Origin of the sequence: Streptomyces aculeolatus, from assembly GCF_020400605.1 — a bacterium.
GTDB classification, from domain to species: Bacteria; Actinomycetota; Actinomycetes; order Streptomycetales; family Streptomycetaceae; genus Streptomyces; species Streptomyces aculeolatus.
On the sequence record NZ_JAINRD010000013.1, the window covers coordinates 111,716 to 128,648 of the forward strand.

Annotated in this window: 14 protein-coding genes; 8 read left to right on the forward strand and 6 right to left on the reverse strand. The window is 69.1% G+C overall.

The genetic code is table 11. The features are described from left to right. Positions 1-6: 6 nt before the first annotated feature. Positions 7-357: a hypothetical protein gene (locus tag LG396_RS21820; RefSeq protein WP_225796051.1), complete on the reverse strand. Its 351-nt coding sequence runs from the start codon at positions 355-357 to the stop codon at positions 7-9. A gap of 502 nt (positions 358-859) precedes the next feature. Further along, positions 860-1,765, reverse strand: coding sequence for a LysR family transcriptional regulator (locus tag LG396_RS21825; protein WP_225796052.1), 906 nt, complete (start codon positions 1,763-1,765; stop codon positions 860-862). A gap of 415 nt (positions 1,766-2,180) precedes the next feature. Between LG396_RS21825 and LG396_RS21830 the strand changes: the two genes are divergently transcribed. The 3 genes from LG396_RS21830 to LG396_RS21840 all read left to right on the forward strand — a co-directional run bounded on the left by LG396_RS21830 (position 2,181) and on the right by LG396_RS21840 (position 5,557). Beyond that, complete coding sequence (locus tag LG396_RS21830) at positions 2,181-3,239, forward strand: LVIVD repeat-containing protein (protein WP_225796053.1); 1,059 nt, start codon at positions 2,181-2,183, stop codon at positions 3,237-3,239. Between the two features lie 297 nt (positions 3,240-3,536). Beyond that, on the forward strand, positions 3,537-4,571 hold the full coding sequence (locus LG396_RS21835) for an AraC family transcriptional regulator (protein ID WP_225796054.1): 1,035 nt from the start codon (positions 3,537-3,539) through the stop codon (positions 4,569-4,571). Further along, complete coding sequence (locus LG396_RS21840; protein ID WP_225796055.1) at positions 4,568-5,557, forward strand: quinone oxidoreductase family protein; 990 nt, start codon at positions 4,568-4,570, stop codon at positions 5,555-5,557. Before LG396_RS21835 ends, LG396_RS21840 begins: the two co-directional genes overlap by 4 nt. Before the next feature lie 37 nt (positions 5,558-5,594). Here the strand turns inward: LG396_RS21840 and LG396_RS21845 are convergent, their stop codons facing one another. Further along, positions 5,595-5,954, reverse strand: coding sequence for a hypothetical protein (locus LG396_RS21845; protein ID WP_225796056.1), 360 nt, complete (start codon positions 5,952-5,954; stop codon positions 5,595-5,597). 62 nt (positions 5,955-6,016) lie between these two features. Between LG396_RS21845 and LG396_RS21850 the strand changes: the two genes are divergently transcribed. The 3 genes from LG396_RS21850 (at position 6,017) to LG396_RS21860 (ending at position 8,044) form a co-directional block, all read left to right on the forward strand. Continuing rightward, positions 6,017-6,604 (forward strand): TetR/AcrR family transcriptional regulator, encoded by a 588-nt coding sequence (locus tag LG396_RS21850; protein ID WP_225796057.1) that lies wholly within the window; start codon positions 6,017-6,019, stop codon positions 6,602-6,604. A 183-nt stretch (positions 6,605-6,787) separates the two neighbouring features. Next, a complete protein-coding gene (locus tag LG396_RS21855; protein WP_225796058.1) occupies positions 6,788-7,471 on the forward strand; it encodes a hypothetical protein in 684 nt (227 codons plus the stop codon). Between the two features lie 18 nt (positions 7,472-7,489). Beyond that, positions 7,490-8,044 (forward strand): hypothetical protein, encoded by a 555-nt coding sequence (locus LG396_RS21860; protein WP_225796059.1) that lies wholly within the window; start codon positions 7,490-7,492, stop codon positions 8,042-8,044. Between the two features lie 172 nt (positions 8,045-8,216). On the opposite strand, the gene LG396_RS21865 is transcribed toward LG396_RS21860, so the two are convergent. Continuing rightward, a complete protein-coding gene (locus LG396_RS21865; protein WP_225796060.1) occupies positions 8,217-8,465 on the reverse strand; it encodes a hypothetical protein in 249 nt (82 codons plus the stop codon). A 113-nt stretch (positions 8,466-8,578) separates the two neighbouring features. Further along, positions 8,579-11,779 carry an AfsR/SARP family transcriptional regulator gene (locus LG396_RS21870; protein WP_225796061.1) on the reverse strand — a complete coding sequence of 1,067 codons (3,201 nt, stop codon included), beginning with the start codon at positions 11,777-11,779 and terminating at the stop codon, positions 8,579-8,581. Between the two features lie 514 nt (positions 11,780-12,293). Between LG396_RS21870 and LG396_RS21875 the strand changes: the two genes are divergently transcribed. Beyond that, on the forward strand, positions 12,294-14,384 hold the full coding sequence (locus LG396_RS21875; RefSeq protein WP_372483548.1) for a tetratricopeptide repeat protein: 2,091 nt from the start codon (positions 12,294-12,296) through the stop codon (positions 14,382-14,384). Between the two features lie 537 nt (positions 14,385-14,921). On the opposite strand, the gene LG396_RS21880 is transcribed toward LG396_RS21875, so the two are convergent. After that, entirely contained in the window at positions 14,922-16,148 is a 1,227-nt protein-coding gene (locus LG396_RS21880) for a hypothetical protein (protein WP_225796063.1), read from the reverse strand. A gap of 469 nt (positions 16,149-16,617) precedes the next feature. On the opposite strand from LG396_RS21880, the gene LG396_RS21885 reads away from it, so the two are divergent. After that, positions 16,618-16,923, forward strand: coding sequence for a hypothetical protein (locus LG396_RS21885; protein WP_037743888.1), 306 nt, complete (start codon positions 16,618-16,620; stop codon positions 16,921-16,923). The last annotated feature ends 10 nt before the right edge of the window (positions 16,924-16,933 follow it).

Sequence of the window (16,933 nt, forward strand, 5' to 3'; positions counted from 1 at the left end):
GGCAGCTCACAGCCGCAGGCATTCTCCCTGCGGATCGAAGCACACGAGGCCCTGCTCACGGGCCAGCTCAGCGGCGTACTCGGACACTTCCTCGGCCCTGCCGTAAGACATGAGCAGGTACACGAGCGGGCCCGATGCCTCTTCGATGACCGGTGTCGACGCCCACACGACACTGCGGTCGACGTCGTCCGGGTACCGCGCGACGAGGGCTTCCACATACGCCACGATGCGCGGCGCCGGCGGCACGACGACATCGTCCGACTCCAGGTAGCGCTCGTAGAGCTCGTCATGCGTCGAGCCTGCTTGGCGGTCGTCGATGGGACGCTCGCCGTCCCACACAGCAAGGTCATAGCTCACTGGTGCATCGTCGCAGGCAGCAGTCCTGCTAACGCGAGCAGGTCGTGCGATCGATCGACTCTCCACTAGTGATCCGTAAGAGAGCTCCTAGCCGGTAGTGGCGACGAACGAGCGCTGAGCGCGGGGGCCCGGTCCGGCAGGCCGGTGGGCGGTTCGCAATATGCCAGCGGGTACGCCCCCCGGCTCCAGTTTCCGTAGGAGACGAGCGTTCCCCTGGTGGGGCTCTTGCAGATGGCGATGGCTCGCCAGGATCCGCCGTTGTCGTCGTCGCACCCGGTCCATGAGCCGTTGATCCCCTTGTAGAGTCCGTAATCGCAGCCGGACGGCCGCCCTTGGGTCCCGACCTCCGAAGAGGCGCTCTGCGCCGACCCGGCGGCTGCGTAGGGCGCTTGCCGCAGAAATGAGGATGCCTGCCCCGTAGGGCATCGTCATTGACGCCGAGACCACACTCGATTGGCGTGGGGTCCACTCCCCTTGCCGGTGCCTCGGAGCCCGAGGGACTTCAATGACGCGGAGCTGACCCGGTGCGGCACACCTCCCGTACGACCCGGAGAAAGGCATGGAGCGCCGGATCGTGGTCCGTTCGCCGCCAGATCACCGAGGTGTCCACGGCCAGCCCCGGCCCGGCGAGCGGGCGGTAGACCACTCCGTCCCGGCGTAGATGTTCCAGTGAGGCGGGCAGCAGTGACGCGCCGAGCCCGGCCGCCACCAGGCCGATGATGGTCTGCTTGGGCGACGCCTCGCGCAGGGAGGGCGGAGTGAAGCCCGCGGCTCGGCACAGGCCGACGATGTCGTCGAAGAGCGGCGGGTTGATCTCCCGCGGGAACTGCACGAGCGGTGTCCCGGCAAGGTCGGCGAGGTCGACCTCGGCCAGCCCGGCGAGCCGGTGTCCCGTGGGCAGCGCCACCGTCAGCGGCTCGGTGAACATCGATTCCACCGCCAGTCGCGGGTCGGACACCGGCGGGTGTACGAACCCCGCGTGCAGCCGGCCCTCTCCCACCTCGCGGATCTGATCGGGGATGCGCAGCTCCGTCACGCTCAACTCGACGGCGGGGTACTCCTGCGAGAAGCGGCGTACCACCGGCGGCACCACGCTGTAGATGGCGGCGTCGATGAACCCGACTGCCAGTCGTCCGGTCTCGCCGCGTGCGGCACGCCGCGCCCGCTCGACCGCGCGGTCCGCCTGCCGGACGGTTGCCCGCGCCTCTTCCAGGAACACCCGCCCGGCGGTGGTGAGCGTGACACCGCGACGGCTTCGGTCCAGCAGGCGGGTGCCGACCGACGCCTCCAACTGGCGTATCTGCCGGCTGAGCGGCGGCTGCGCCATGTGCAGCCGGGTCGCGGCGCGGCCGAAGTGCAGTTCCTCGGCGACGGCGATGAAGTACCGCATGCGTCTGAGGTCGACCATGTGTCATATCCGTTCTGTCTCAGAGCCCTTGAAACGGGTATTGGACCCTGGTCCGTTCCGCCCTCGACGCTGGTGCCACCACGCCACCGACGATGCGGAGAGGAACGATGACGGACAAGCAGGGGATATCGCGCAGAGGAGCCCTGCGGGCCTCCCTCGCCGGGGCGGCGGCGAGCGCGGCCGTGAGCGTTGCGGCGCCGGGGACCGCCGCGGGTGCCGAGTCCGCGGGGCGGGCGCGCAACGTCGAGGCGGTCGGGTACAGCGACCTGGAGCACCGGCCGGCCTTCAAGATGGCCGTACGGCAGAAGCACGGACGCTGGTACCTCTACACCGGGCACTTCTGGGACTCCGGTTGGAGCGTCGTGGACGTCACCGACCCCGCGCGGCCCGAAGTGGTCCTGAGAACACCTGGACCTTGCAGGTCGACCTGCACGGCGACCTCATGGTCACCGCACTTGAGCAGGTCTTTCCCAACTTCGGCGGCGACCCCGGCGCATCCTTCGAGGAGGGCGTGCTGATCTGGGACATCGCCGATCCGGTCCGCCCGCGCCGTCTCGGCCACTACCGCACCGGTGGTACCGGCACGCACCGCAACCTCTATCCCGGCGGGCGCTACGTCCACCTGGCCGCCGGTGCTCCGGGCTTCCGCGGCAACATCTACGTCATCCTCGACATCGCCGACCCGAGGCATCCGCGCGAGGCCGGCCGCTGGTGGGTGCCGGGCCAGCGGGAGGACGAGCGGCCCGGCCCGGGACTCGCGCACGGCCGGCACCGGGACCACGCCGCCGCGAGCGGCTTCTGCTGTTCCGCCGAGCACGACGTGTCCCTGCACGGGCCCGCCTACCCGGTCGGCAACCTGGTCTACCTGCCCTACGGGGGCGCCGGCCTGGTGGTACTCGACATCGCGGACCCGGCGCGGCCCCGGCCGGTGGGGCGGCTGCCGTTCAGCCCGCCCTTCCACAGCCGCTTCGGCGTGCACGGCGTCCTCCCCCTGCCCGGCCGCGACATCGCCTTCGCCAACTCCGAGGACGTCTCCTACGGCACCGGCCCCGCCCACCACGCCTCCCTCGTCGACATCTCCGACCCGCGGAACCCCTTCCTGCTCTCGCTCCTGCCCGAGCCGGTCCCACCGCGCGGCGCGGAATACGCCGACTTCTCGGCACGCGGGGGCTGGAGCGGCCCGCACAACGTCAACCACCACCAGCACCACCCCGACGTGCAGCGCCAGGGAGACCTGCTCCATATCGCGCACTTCAACGCCGGGCTGCGCATCTACGACATCTCCAACCCCCGGCTGCCGCGCGAAGCGGGCTACTTCATGCCGCCCGAACCCACCCGCCGCTACGGACCCATGCCTGAAGGCGAACTCACCCTGCAGACCGAGGACGTCGTCGTCGACCGCCGCGGCTACATCTACGTCACCGACAAGAACCAGGGCCTGTGGATCCTGCGCCACACCCCGCCCCGCCGCTGAAGACCCCGCGGGGGCAGCTCGCGCCCCAGCGGCGCCGGGCGGGCCACGGGCGGGCCACGGGCGGGACGGCGACCCTGCAGATGCGGGACCGGCTGGACATGCGCCGTCGACTCCTGGGGTCGCAACTCGACCGCCGGCGATCGGGCCCTGCCTCCCGGACGAACTCGTCACGCCTGTACCTGCGGGGGGTTGCCGGTGAGTCCGCGGACGGTCAGGTCGACGGCCTGATGCAGCCGGACGTGCAGGTCGGCCAGGCCGACCGCGACTGCGAACCACGTTCTCCAACGGGGAGCCACGATGATCGAGACCGTCTTCCGCACCTCCGACGTACCGGCCGCGAACCGGGCGGAGGCATGGCGCGAGCAACTGTCCCGAACGCACGCGCCGCTGGCCGCGGTCGGCATGCCCCCCGTCGACTACCGCGCATCCCAGCGCATCCTCGACCTGGGGAACGTGCTCGTCTGGCCGTCGGCGAGCGAGCCGATCACCCTGCGGCGCACCCCCGGGCTCATCCGGCAGTCCGACCCCGAGATGTACCACCTGTCGCTGATCACCAGCGGCACCGTGCGCTCCGTCATCGATGACCGGGGCACCGTCTTCGGCCCGAACGAGCTGCGCACCAACCACTCCTCCCAGCCCTTCGAACTCCAACTGGGCACCCGCGGGGAGCCGGTGGAGGCCGTGAGCGTCGACATCCCCACGACGCGGTTACCCCTCCCCGACGACCAGGTCCGGCAGGTGACCGGCCGCCGGATATCCGCGCGGACCGGGATCGGCGCCCTCGTCGCCGGCTTCCTCACCGACCTGGTGCGGAACACCGCCTCCTACAGCGCGGCCGACGCGCCGCGCCTGGAGACGATCCTGGCCGACCTGCTCGCCGCCCTCCTCGCCCACGAGCTCGACGACCTGAAGCTGATGACGCCGGAGACGCACCGCAACACCCTGATTCCGCGAATCCACGCGTTCGTCCGCCGGCACCTGCACGACGCCGCGCTCGACCCCGCGGCCATCGCCGAGGCGCACCACATCTCCACCAGCTACCTCCACCGCCTGTTCCGCGAGCAGGGCAGCACCGTCGGCACCTGGATCCGGCAGCAGCGTCTGGAGCGTACTCGCCGGGATCTCGGCGACCCCGCACTCGCCGGTGTCCCGGTCAACCGCATCGCCGCCCGCTGGGGCTTCCCCCACCACCCGGTCTTCACCCGCGCGTTCCGCTCCGCGTACGGCATGCCGCCACGCGACTACCGCCACCTCGCACTCGGCGGCGGGCGCGCGGCTCCGGCCCGGTCGTCGGCCCTCCGGGACGCCTCCCTGAAGAATGGAGTGTCATGAACAGCAGCGAGACGCAGATGAAGGCAGTGACCATCCCCGAGTTCGGTGCGGCGGAGGTGCTTCGCCTCGCCGGCGTGGCGGTTCCCGAGGCCGGCCCGGGGCAGGTCGCCATCGACGTCGCCTTCGCGGGCGCCAATTTCGCCGAGGTCCTCTACCGGCGCGGGGTGGTCGACGTGCCGCTGCCCTTCGTGCCCGGCATCGAGGTGGCGGGCCGGGTCCGCGCGGTGGGCGAGGGTGTGGGACATCTGACGGTAGGTCAGCCGGTGGCCGCGCTGACGATCGTCGACAGTGGCGGTTACGCCGAGGTGGTGGTCACCTCCGCGGACCTGGTCGCGCCGCTGGACGGTCTGGGCATGGGCATGGACGTTGCCGCGGCGCTGCCGTCCAACAGCACGACCGCGTTCCTCGTGCTGGACAGGGTGGCTCGCGTCGAGCGCGGGGAGCGTGTGCTGGTGCATGCGGCGGCCGGTGGTGTGGGGAGCCAACTCGGACAGGCTGCACGGCAGTTGGGTGCGGGCCGGGTGGTCGGCACCGTGGGCGGCGCGGCCAAGGTCGAGACTGCCCTGGGCTTCGGGTACGACGAGGTGGTCCTGCGCGATCAGGTGGCCGACGCGGGTGAGTTCGACGTCGTGGTCGACATGGTGGGCGGCCCGACCCGGCGCGCCAGTCTGGACCGGCTGGCCCCGATGGGACGGCTGGTGGTGATGGGCAACGCGTCGGGTGCCGACGACGTCGGCATCCCGGCGAACGAGCTGTGGTTCACCAACAAGACGGTGTCCGGCTTCAACCTGGCGGCCTTTTCCGCCGCCTTCCCCGGGGACACCGGCCGGGCCCTGCGCCGCGCGGTGGCGGCCGCGGCCGCCGGGGACCTGCGGGTGCAGGTCGAGTCCCTGCCGTTGGAGCAGGCCGGGGAGGCGCACCGCCGTATCGAGTCGGGCAGGACCACCGGCAAGCTCGTGCTCGATGTCGCCGCCGGCGGGGCGTGAGCGGCCCGCCTTTCCGGGCTGCCGGTGGGCGGCCGCATCAGTCGTTCCGTACGTCCTGGCTCGCGGGCGTGGCCGGGTTGGGGCGGCCGGCGGCGGCGTTGAGCCGGAAGGCGCCGCGCAGGCCGTGGAAGACGGCCATGGTGAAGGCGCCGGCGGCGATGGCCAGGGCGGCGGGCCACGGGTGGCCGGGTATGTCGGCCCAGAGCGCGAGGAGGGCGGTCAGCAGGATTCCGGTCAGGCCGGCGAGCGCGTTGCGCAGCGGGGAGTTGCCGAGCAGGTTCGGGAACTCCTCGCCGACGAGGCCCTTGATCAGGTGCGGGAGCGCGTTGGTGCCCGTGAGGCCGACGAGCGCGGCAAGCACGATGGTCCGGAACATGGCTTCCTCGATTTCAGTCAACGAGCGTTGTCTGAAAGCTAGTGCCGACCCCGCCACCGAGTCAACAGGTGTAGACTGAATCGATGCCTGCCGCACCTGTCCCCCGGGCCGAGCAGCGCCGCCGCACCCAGGATCGGATCCTGGCGGCGGCGCGGAAGCTCTTCGCCGAGAACGGCTACGACCGCACCACGATCCGCGCGGTCGCGGCCGCCGCGAAGACCGATCCCGGCCTGGTCATGAGGTACTTCGAGTCCAAGGAGAAGCTCTTCGCCCGGATCGCCGTGGTCGACCGGCACGAACCCGTCGACGGAACCCCGGAGCAGGTCGCCGAACTGCTGCTGGCGTCGCTGGGCGAGAAGGTCACGGCCGAGCCGGCAGCAGCGCTCGCCGCCATCAGGTCGATGTTCACCCACCCCGAGGCGGCAAAGGAGGTGCGCGAGGCGATGCTCGCCGAGCAGCGCCAGGCCGCCGGGACGATGCCGGTGCCGGACGCGGACCTGCGGACCGGGCTGATCGGGGCGCTGACACTGGGAACCGTCATCGGGCGGTACCTGCTGGGCCTGGACGGGCTGCGGGACGCGCCGCCGGAGCAGATCACGGCCTTGCTGCGCGAGTCGTTCCACTCGATCGTCCACGGCGACCCGGACGGCCCGAGCGCGCGTTCCGAGTGAGATCGAGCCATCTGCGGGCGGGGGGCCACGACGCCGACAAGGGGCGGAGCGGAAGCGCGCCGCCGCACCCCCACCGCGCCACCCTCACCCCCACGCATGCGGAGGGCGGGAGAGCCGTTCGGCCCCTGCCGTTCGTCGTGCCGCTGTCAGTATGTTCGCGCTTACAGCACCAGGGGGGAAGCCATGTCCTATCCGACGCCGCCGCAGCAGCCCTACGGGCCGCCACCGCCGCCGCCGCTGCCGCCCGTTCCGCGGCAGAAGAACCGGACGCTCCAGATCACCGGCGTCGTCGGCGCCGTGCTCGCCGCGTTCGGCGTCGGCGCGGTGGTCGGCGCCGCGGCCGCGGGCGGCGACGACGGCGGTGGGAACGAGGCGCGGCCCGCCGCCACCGTCACCGTCACCGCCGACCCCGGCGGCAAGAGCGGCGACGGCGGCGAGGCACAGGAGGCCGACGACGCGGCCGAGGCCGGCCAGGCCGGCGACGACAGCTTCGGGCTCACCGAGACCGCCGCGTACGAGAGCGGCTTCGAGGTGGTGCTCTCCGACTTCGAGAGGGCCACCTCCAGCGAGTACGCCGCCCCCGCGAGCACCCCCTACGTGAGGTTCACCCTGAAGCTCACCAACGGCTCGGAGAAGCGCCTCGACCTGAACACCCTCATGATCGGCTGCCAGTACGGCGACCAGGGCCGCAGCGGCGAGCAGATATTCGACGAGGGCCTGGACACCCCGACCACCCACCTGCGGCCCGGCCGGTCCATCGACGTCCTCGCCGGCTGCGAACTGCCGGCGGCCGAGGGCTACGTCCAGATCGAGGTCACCCCGGACTGGGAGTCCACAACGGCCATCTTCGCGGGCAAGGTCGACTGAGCCGGGATGTCCACGGGGGTGCGGGCACGCACTCGGTCCGAAGGAGGCCGGCCCATCGAGGACCTGCACAGCCTGATCGCGCTCTGCCCCTCCCCGCCCGTGCCCGCGCGGCCGGCGGCGGGGGCGGGGCGCTACGCCGTGCCGGAGAGCCACCGGGAGCTGGTCGGCGCGTACGGGGTCGGCTGCTTCGACGAGTTCCTGTGGATCTACGGGTCCGGCGCCCACAACCCGCACCTGGACATCGACACCGCCACCGACGGGGCGCGGGCCGTCCTGCACGACAAGCGCATCCCCGGCATCCGGAACGCGCTGAAGGCGTACGGGCTGGGGCCCGGGGACCTCGTCCAGTGGGGCGGCACGGACAACGGGGACACCCTCCTCTGGGCGCCCGCGGGGCCGCCGGAGGCGTGGCCGACGATCGCGGTGGCGGCCAGGCAGTTCGACTTCGCGGTGCTGGAGCGCAGTTCGACGGGGATCGTCCTCGACGTGCTGACGGGCGCGGCGCGCATCGGCTTCTTCCCCGACGACTTCCCCGGCAGCCACCCGCAGTTCGCGGTCAACCCCTACACGTGAGCTGCCCGCGACCTGTACCGAGCACCACGGCACCCCCGGCGCCAGAGCCCACAGCCTCGTTTCGGCGGCCCACATGGAGGTGTCTGCGAGGCCGGCGTCTCCTTCAGAGTCACCGCAGAGTCCCGGCCTGCCTTTCGACGGGAGGGACTCAACGGCGAGCTGTCCGCGGAGGTCAGACGGCGGCGCTGCCTTCCAGGTTTGCAATCCTCTGGGAGCCGTCCGCAGGCAGAATGGATATCTGCTCTCGATCCTTCACAGTTGTCGGTATGCAAATATCGGTACTGTCACCCGGCTGCGCGGCGGCATGCACTGACTGCGCAGTTGCCATCTGGCTGAGGATGACGACGGCCGATACGGCGGCACCGGTTGCGAGGGTGGCCGCCAGACGTGCTCCCACGAGCAGAATCCTTTCCTTGATCACTTGAGGGGGTGACCCTACAGCACGTGGGTTCGGAGCGCGAATCCGGCCGCCGGTTCGATCCTCGCGCGGTTGGATGACTGTGAGAGATATGTGCATGTGCAAGGATTGAGCCGTCAGCGGCGCCTGAGTTCCCTCAGCCTCTGACCCATCCGCTCTGCCTCGCGCGGGTCGAGGTCGCGCATGAGCTCGATGGCCTGTTCGAGCTCGTTGCGAGCCTCCCCGTTCGTACCCTCTGCAGCGTGCGCATCGGCAAGTGCCGATAGGGCCCGGGCCTCTTCCTCCCGGTCGTCGCTACGCCGGGCGGTGCTGGCCGCCTCCCGGAGATGGTCGGCGGCGTCCCCCACGCGTCCGGCGGCGAGCTCTGAGGACCCCAGCCCGCGCAGGGCATGTGCCTCCTCATGGGTAGCGCCGATGCCGCGCGCCAGTTCTAAGGAACTTTGATGCTGATGAGCCGCTTCCTCGCAGAATCCGGCCCTTCGATGTGCGTCTCCGAGGCCATTGAGAGCATTTGCAAGCGATTTTCGATCACCAAGCGATCGAAAATCTTGCACAGCCTGGGCGTACATGGTCAAAGATTGATCGATCTCCCCTGATTCTACGAGGATATCGGCTAAATTGGTGAGCACCGTGGCACGCACGTAAGTATTCTCGCCGGATTCGGCGAGTGAAAGCGACGTCTCCAGGGTTCTTCTCGCCAATTCGATCTCGCCACTATGCTTGTGCAAATCACCGATGTTATTCAGCGTCCTGACGATCCCCCAGGTGTCTCCGGCAGCCTTGAATCCGGAGAGGGCTTGCTCGAAGTGATCGCGTGCGCTCTTGTACTCTCCAAGTGAGAGCAGCGCAATGGCGATGTTATTTAGGCCTCTCGCCCTGTCCCACATATTTCCGGATTTGTTCGCTATCCGTAACGCGGCGGTGTTGAGCGCGACGGCCATGTGGTGCTCACCCTGGTGCCACCGGAGGACCCCCAGCTCGCGCAGGGCTTGTCCCTCTCTCATTGCATCGCCTTCGGCGCGCGCCACCCGCAGGGCCTCCTCGCCCGCTTCCGCGGCCTGTGGGTACTTTCCCGTGCTCGCGTGGGTCCCGCTGAGGGACAGCAATTCCTGGCACAGGGCACGGTGGTCACCGGTCGTTCTCAGGTGCTCGACCGCGTTGCGGTGCACGATCTCCGCGTCTGCCCAGTGGCAGCCTTCACTCAGGAACCCGGCGAGGGCGTCGGCGAGTTGGGCTGCTTCGTCCGGGGCTCCGTGCGTACGTGCGTACTCCTCCACGGCGAGGAGGTTCACGCGCTCAGTGCTGAACCAGGCTGTGGCGTCGATACCGCCGGGCAGGGCAGTCCAGTGTTCCGGCACGTCGTCGCGGTCTGCTGCGGGCGGTCGAAGTCGTCGCGGGTGGGCGATTTTGTCCGCGTGCCGGGCCTGGGTCAAGGAGAAGGACGTCAGGCGGCGCAGCGCCTTGTCAAGCGTCTGCCGATCGTCCTCGGAGAGCGTGAGGACGCGGGCGAACTCGCGGAGCAGATCGTGGAATGCGAAGCGCCCGGGAGTCGGCTCTCTCAACAGGTGGCAGCCGATCAGGGAGTCGATCAGGCGCTCGGTGTCGTCTGTCGGCAGTCCCAGCAGTGCTGCGCCCGCGTCCAGCGTGAGATCCGGGCCGGGGTGGAGGCTCAGGTGCCGGAAGGCGCGCTGCTGCGCCACCGTGAGTGTCTGATAGGACAGCTCGAATGCGCGTGCGATCTCGCGGTAGCCGTCTCGTATCTCGCGGAGCCGGCTGGTGGCGCGCGTGAGCCGTTCGCTCAGCGTTGCAGGCGTCCAGGAAGGGCGGGTCGCAAGCCGGTTCGCGACGAGTTCGATGGCGAGCGGCAGGTGGCCGCAGTATCGAACGATTCGGGCGACCGTTTCGATGTCCCGAGTACGGTCCGTGCCCGCGAACTTGCGGAAGAGCTCGACCGCGTCATCCGGCGGCAGCACGTCGAGCAGCACATGCCGCGCGTGTGGCAGGCCGGTCAGATGGCGGCGACTGGTAACGATGACCAGGGAGGGGGACACCCCCGGCAGCAGCGGCCTGACTTGGTCGGGGTCGGAGACGTCGTCCAACACGATGAGGGTCCGGCGTTTCGTGAGCATCGTTCGCCATAGGGCGACTCGCTCTTCAAGGCCGACAGGAAGGCTTCCTGCGGGTATGCCCAGGAGCCGCAGGAGTGTGGCGAGTGCCGACTCCGGGCTCACTGGCTCCGGCGGTCCGGAATGCGCGCGCAGATCCAGGTAGAGCTGCCCGTCGGGGAAGTGCTCGGCAAGTTGGTGACCAGCGTGAAGCGCGAGCGCTGTCTTCCCGACGCCGGCCATTCCGGAGATCGCTTCCAGGGCTACGACGGACCCGTCCTCTGCGGCGACGGCAATCGCCGTGTGCAGGGCCCGCATCTCCTCGGTGCGGCCGACGAGCGGCGTCTGCCGGGGCAGGTTCCTGGGCGGCGTCGGGCCCGACGCCAGGGCCGTTTCACGCTCTTGACCGGGCTCGTGGAGATCATGTCCAGGAGCGGCGTCGTGGAGTAGTTCGGCGGCCGGGAGCCGGTCGAGAATGTTCTGGTGAAGACGGTCGAGTTCGGTTCCGGGACTCGATCCGAACTCATCGCTCAGCAGTCTGCGTATGCGGTGGTAGGCGCGGAGTGCGTCCGGGTATCTGCCGCTTCCGTAGTAGGCGAGCATGAGTTGTCCGGCCAGGGTCTCGTCGGCCGGATGCTGATCCACCAACTCGCCCAGTTCGCCGACCAGATCCGCGTACCGTCCGAGGCGGAGTTCGGCTGTGATGCGGGAGACCGTGGCGGCGAGGCCCTTCTCGATCAGCGTGCTTCGCACTCGCGCCGCCCACGTGCCCGGGAGGCCCGCCAATGGCTCCCCTTTCCATAACGCGGCCGCCCGGGCGAGGAGTAGAGCCGATCGCGCGTCGTCACCGCGGTCGGAGGCGACGCCGGCCTCCGTGGTCAGGGACTTGAACCTCTGCCAGTCGACGAGTTCGGGATCGACCTCGAGGGCATAGGTGTGGGCCCGGCGAGTGATCTGCGGCGGAGGATCGGTATCGGCCAGGCGAAGATGGCGCCGGATCCGCGAGATATAGGTGTGCGTGTTCTTCCGGGCCCGTACCGGAGGATCACCGTCCCAGATACGGTCGGCGAGGGTGTCGAGGGAGATCGGCCGGCCGACGTCCAGTGCCAGAGCTGCGAGAAGGCAGCGCTCTTTGTCGGAGCCGAGCTCGACACGTCGTTCGCCGATCAGGAGTTCTACCGGGCCTAAGATATGGAATTCCACCACCAGCATCCTCCCGCTGGGGCCGCATGTATGAGTTAGCGTGGCACGCGGCAGGTGAGGTGGCCAGGGGCGGTATGGGCATGGCTTGAAATAGCCACTATGGCTGTGACCAGGCGTTTTTTACGGAAGCCTCGGGTAGGGAGCCACCAGAACGCGAACGGTGACTGGCCTCTATACGGGGAGGGCTATGCGGGCGGTCATGGTCGCTGAACTACTGGCTGCGCTGCTGCGTGCGAGTACGCACCAGCACACTGCCGACGATGCCTGGCGGTCATGGATCGCGCTGGCGGAAGTGGAAGCCACGGAGGGCAGTGCTGCTGTCCAATCGTGGCAGCGCGGCCGAGATCGGCAGGATGATCCCGCCGCGCTGCTTTCATTGGCAGAGGCGTTGATCGAAGAGACGGACGCACGCCCTGACCGGGGGGTACGGCTGTGGCGCTGGGTGGAGAGACACCGAGCTGAGCCCGTTCCGTCGGGTCAGGTGAACGCCATTGGCGGTGAAGCCCGGTTATACGGACCCACAGTGCAGGCGCGTGCGATCCACGGTGGCCTCCACATGCACTACCCCTCCGCGCAGCCCGAGCCGCCACCGAGGCAGTTGTTGCCGCTGCCGGCCCATTTCACCGGCCGGCGCGATGATTTGGCCGCCTTGGGGCGGCTGCTGGCCACGGAGAACGGCACGCGGCAGGCACTGATCGTGGTGAGCGGGCCGGGTGGAATCGGCAAATCAGCCTTGGTGACGAAGTGGTTGGGGGAGTTGGGTCCGGAGTTCCCTGACGGCCATTTCTACGCCGACCTGCGTGGGCACTCCGCGGGCGACCCGGCATCGCCGGAGGAAGTGCTGGGGCAGTTCCTCCGTGCCCTCGGAACCAGGACCGTTCCTGTTGAACTGACCGAAGCCGCTTCCCTCTGGCGGTCCGTCACCGCGCACCGGCACGTGATAGTCATGCTGGACAACGCGTTCTCCGCGGCGCAGGTACGACCGCTGATACCAGGAGGAACAGGCGGGCTCGTCGTCGTGACCAGCCGTCACATGCTTACCGGCCTCGGCGTCGACGGTGCGAGGTTCCACCGACTCGGAGGTCTCGACGCAGATGCGGGCCTCGAACTGCTCGCCCGTGGGATCGGCACCGAGCGGGTGGCCCGTGAACCTCAGGCGGCACGGGACCTCGCCGATTTGTGCGCGGGGCTCCCACTGGCGGTGCGCCTGGCATCGGCGCGACTGGCGTCGCGGCCCCGGCAGCCCGTACACGTCATGGCCGAAGCGTTGGCCCGGAAACCGAGTGATCTCATCACCCTGCAGGTTGAGGGGGAGGCGGCAGTGCAGACCGCCCTGAACGCGTCCTACGCGGAGCTGACCGACGAAGGCGCGGCAACGTACCGGCGGCTCGGCCTGCTGCCCGTTCGTACCTTCGACGGCCGAATCGTCGCCGCCTGCTGCGGGAGGTCCTTGGACTGGGCAGACCGCATGCTGGACGAGTTGATAGAAGTCAGCCTCATCGAGGAAGTCGGGCCCGGCACCTGCCGTTTCCACGATCTGGTCCGACTGCACGCAAGGGAACGCGCAATCCAGGACGAGCCGGAGCAGGTACGGGAGGAGGCGCTGCGCCGGGTGTGCGACTGGTACCTGATGACCACTACGGCAGCCGAGGAGCTGCTCACTCCGGCTCAGTTCACCTTGCCCAGAGACTACGCGTTCCCTCCCTCGCTGCCCCTTCAGTTCGCCGACAAGGCCGACGCTCTGGCCTGGCTGGACACCCGGAGAACGGACCTCATGGGCGTGCTGCGTACGGCAGTGGACCAGGGATGGGACGAGACGGCCTGGCAACTCGTCGATGCGTCGTGGCCCCTGTATCTGCACCTGCGTCATTACGATCTATGGATCGAAGCGCACGAGATCGGGCTCGCTGCCGCACGTCGCAGCGGGAACGCCGCGGCCGAGCGCCAGATGCTCAACTCCGGGGCCATCGGCCTTGCGGCTGCGGGACGTACAGAAGAGGCAGTCCGGTGGTACTCCGCCTCGGCGGAAGCAGCGCGGAGGGCGGGAGACGTACGGGACGAAGGGCAGGCATTCCACGGCCTCGGCGGTTGCCATCACCATGCCGGCAGACGGGACGAGGCCGTATCGCACCTGAACCAGGCGATCGCTCTCTGGGAGGACTGCGGCTATGTACGCGGCACCGCGCTGGCACGGATCGTACTCGGCGAGATCGCACTCGCCGAGGGAGGAGCAGACGCCGCGATCGAGCACTTCCGCGAGGCCCATGAGGTGATGGTGTCTGTTGAAGACACACACGACACGGCACGTGCTCTTGCCTTTCTGGGGCACGCTCACGCACGCACAGGCGCATACGACAAGGGAGTGGAAGAACTTACGGAGGCCCTCGCCGTCTTCACCGCGTCCGGCTCGTCGCATTGGCAGGCCAGAACTCTGGAGATGCTCGGCGAGGGCTCTCGTGCGCGTGGCGACGTCACCGCCGCCTATGCGTTCTACGCGCGGGCATACGCGCTGCACAAGGTGCGCAGCCCACTTGACGCGAGGCGCGTGCGGACATGTCTGGACGATCTCCACTCATCCGGAGAATCGCCGGCGCAGGGCACCCTCCGTGAGTAGCCCTGACGGGTGGCAGTTCGCGCAGGGAGTGTCCGGTCGCCAGCCAGCCGTGGAGACATGACGGCAGGAGTGACCAGTTCGTGCGGTCCGGTTCCGGGCGGCCGGCAGGGCACTTCACCATGACCCGGAAGCGGTCTGGCCCACAGGCGACCACCCACCCGCCGCTGTCTACCGGTACAGCCGCGAGCCGGCAGCCCGGATGGTCGGCCGTCAAGGACCGGAGGTTCTCCACTGCTGCGTCGAGCGTCAGCGGCCGGATTCCGTACAACACGTCCGCGCAGTCGCGCCAGAGGCGCTTCTCACCGGAATCGGTGTCAACCGCGAAGTGCTCGTCCGGCATTCCGCACTGCCGCGATGACCGCAACGCGTCTGGGCTGCCCGTGTGAGCCCACACCAGTTGCCGACCCAGAACCACGCCCAGCACCGATGCAGACCCTTCGGGGGCCGGTTGCCACACGTCCAGCCGCTCATCGACGCTGTACCGGCTCATCCGCGGCGGGTCGTCGAGATCGACGACCCGAACCTGTACCACCCCCCTCATGCGGAGTGTTCCCGTCGTGTCGTCCAGGAACTCAGCGGTGGTGGAGGGGGCAGAACCGGCGTCAGCGGTGCGTGAGCCGGCTGGCCCAGGTTGAGTACCTCGTACATCACCCTGCGCATGTTCCGGTTGAACCGCCCGGGCTCCGACGTGATGCGTGCCGCGATGGCGGCGTACTCCTCCGGCCGGTATTCGACCGCCGCGTAGGCGAGTTGGTCCACGAGCGAAGGCGTCGGGGAGAGAGCGGGTGCTGTTGTGGCGAGTCGCGCAGCCGGCGATGCCGGGTTGATCTCCTGCTCGGGCGAGCTTGCCAAGAGGATCGGCGCCCCGGTGAGGGTCCCGTACAGAGTGACAGACCCGTGGTCACCGATGATCCAATCGGCAGAAATCAGGACGGAACGCCAGTCGGCGACCGGAGGAACGAGCCCGATACCCTCCTGAAAGCACCGCGCCAGCCAGGCTTGGACCTGCCATGCGCCATGTCCCGACCACACGTTCGGGTGCACCAGCACAGCGGATCGGAAGTGGTGGGACGGCAGTTCCCCGATCAGCCGCGGCAGCAGCGCCTCCAGCCGTCCGAAAGACGATCGGGGGCCCCATGTCGAGGTGACCACGACCAGCTTCTGCGACTCTGTGAGGCCGAGGGCACGGCGATACTCGGCTCGCCGCGGCAGACTCGCCACGATCCGATCGTGCGCGGGATCTCCGACGACGCGGGCCACGTCCAGCGCCTCGGGATACGAGCCGGCCAGATCGTGGAGATCCTCGTGGTGCGGGACGACGACGGCAGCCGGCAGAGGCGCGCCACCCGGCCTGAGGTCTGCCTTGCGCAGGCCGGCCACGTTGGGGCCGGCCGCCCCTAAGACCCGCTTGAGGTAATTGGCCCCGTGCGGGATGGTGATAAGCGGAGCCCGAACCTCGCCTACGCGTTGAGGCCCGGCTGCCAGCGCCAGATCGAATGTCATCCTGGTCACCTCCTCCCACGGCAGAGCCACGATTCCCAGCCGTTCCAGAAAGCGCGGCACCTCGTCCCCGAAGGCGTGTGGCGGGGCCGTGAAGATGATCTGGATCCGGAAGTCCGCCTCGAGGAGCGACAGTACGTCGAGCAGCCTCTTGGCGTAGGCGACAGTGTGGACTATCACCAGTATTCTCTTGCGCCCCACGAGTGTGAGCCACTGGCGGGCTCTGGTTTCCGGAAGGTCTGTGTGTTTGCTGAACGCCGACATGGCGGGAACCCCCGTACCTTCTGGTCGATTGCTTCTGCAGCAGGTGGTTCCCGGGGGTATTCGACGGAAGTCTGTCTCATCGCACGCAGAAAACTTGCACTTTTCATGCTGCTCTCCGGAGGGTGTCGTCCGAAGCGAAACTGCCGTGGTCCGCGGTACCGTGCGCGCACCTTCACCGCGAACGTGCTGCGGCAGATGAAGGGGGGAGGGATCGATGGGGTTCCCGGCAACTGAAGAGACAGCAGTCATCGTAGGGCTGGATCGGGCCCGGCCCGGGGTGGTTCGAGGTCTCGGAGCCGCTTTCCGCCGACGACCGCGAGGCGCTGCGCGGCGGGGGAATGGACGCGCTCTTCGAGAAGCTCCCCGAGCTGCGGGACGCGGGAGTTCTGCCGCAGGAATCACGCTGAATCGCTGAGGGGAGCGCCCGGCGTACAAGGTGTTCCTCCAGAGTGGCAGCAGGAGGTACCCGATGGGGATGTACAACTACCTGGACGTCGAGCTGGACTGCCCCCGGTGCGGGGCGTGGTGTGCCGCGGAGGTCGAGTTCGGGTTCGGGTTGCTCGACCTGCGGCGGTACGCGGTCGGCGACCTCGTCGACTGGGGTGTGCGGGGCCTGCGGCGTCCCCGGGTGCGGCCGCCGGGGGGCGATCACGCCGGTGAGGGGTATGCCGAGTGCCGGTGCTGCCGCAAGGACTACTTCGTGCTCGTCCGGGTCGAGGCGGACCGGATCGTCTCGGTCGAGGTGGATCCGGCCAGGCCCGGGCATCTCCCCTGAAGGGCGGGAT

Excerpts from the sequence above, each read along its gene's own strand:
- LG396_RS21870 (WP_225796061.1), bottom strand. The coding sequence starts at position 11,779 with ATGCTGGTGGTGGAATTCCATATCTTAGGCCCGGTAGAACTCCTGATC.
- LG396_RS21835 (WP_225796054.1), top strand. The coding sequence starts at position 3,537 with ATGATCGAGACCGTCTTCCGCACCTCCGACGTACCGGCCGCGAACCGG.
- LG396_RS21840 (WP_225796055.1), top strand. The coding sequence starts at position 4,568 with ATGAACAGCAGCGAGACGCAGATGAAGGCAGTGACCATCCCCGAGTTC.
- LG396_RS21825 (WP_225796052.1), bottom strand. The coding sequence starts at position 1,765 with ATGGTCGACCTCAGACGCATGCGGTACTTCATCGCCGTCGCCGAGGAA.
- LG396_RS21880 (WP_225796063.1), bottom strand. The coding sequence starts at position 16,148 with ATGTCGGCGTTCAGCAAACACACAGACCTTCCGGAAACCAGAGCCCGC.
- LG396_RS21855 (WP_225796058.1), top strand. The coding sequence starts at position 6,788 with ATGTCCTATCCGACGCCGCCGCAGCAGCCCTACGGGCCGCCACCGCCG.
- LG396_RS21885 (WP_037743888.1), top strand. The coding sequence starts at position 16,618 with ATGGGGATGTACAACTACCTGGACGTCGAGCTGGACTGCCCCCGGTGC.
- LG396_RS21850 (WP_225796057.1), top strand. The coding sequence starts at position 6,017 with ATGCCTGCCGCACCTGTCCCCCGGGCCGAGCAGCGCCGCCGCACCCAG.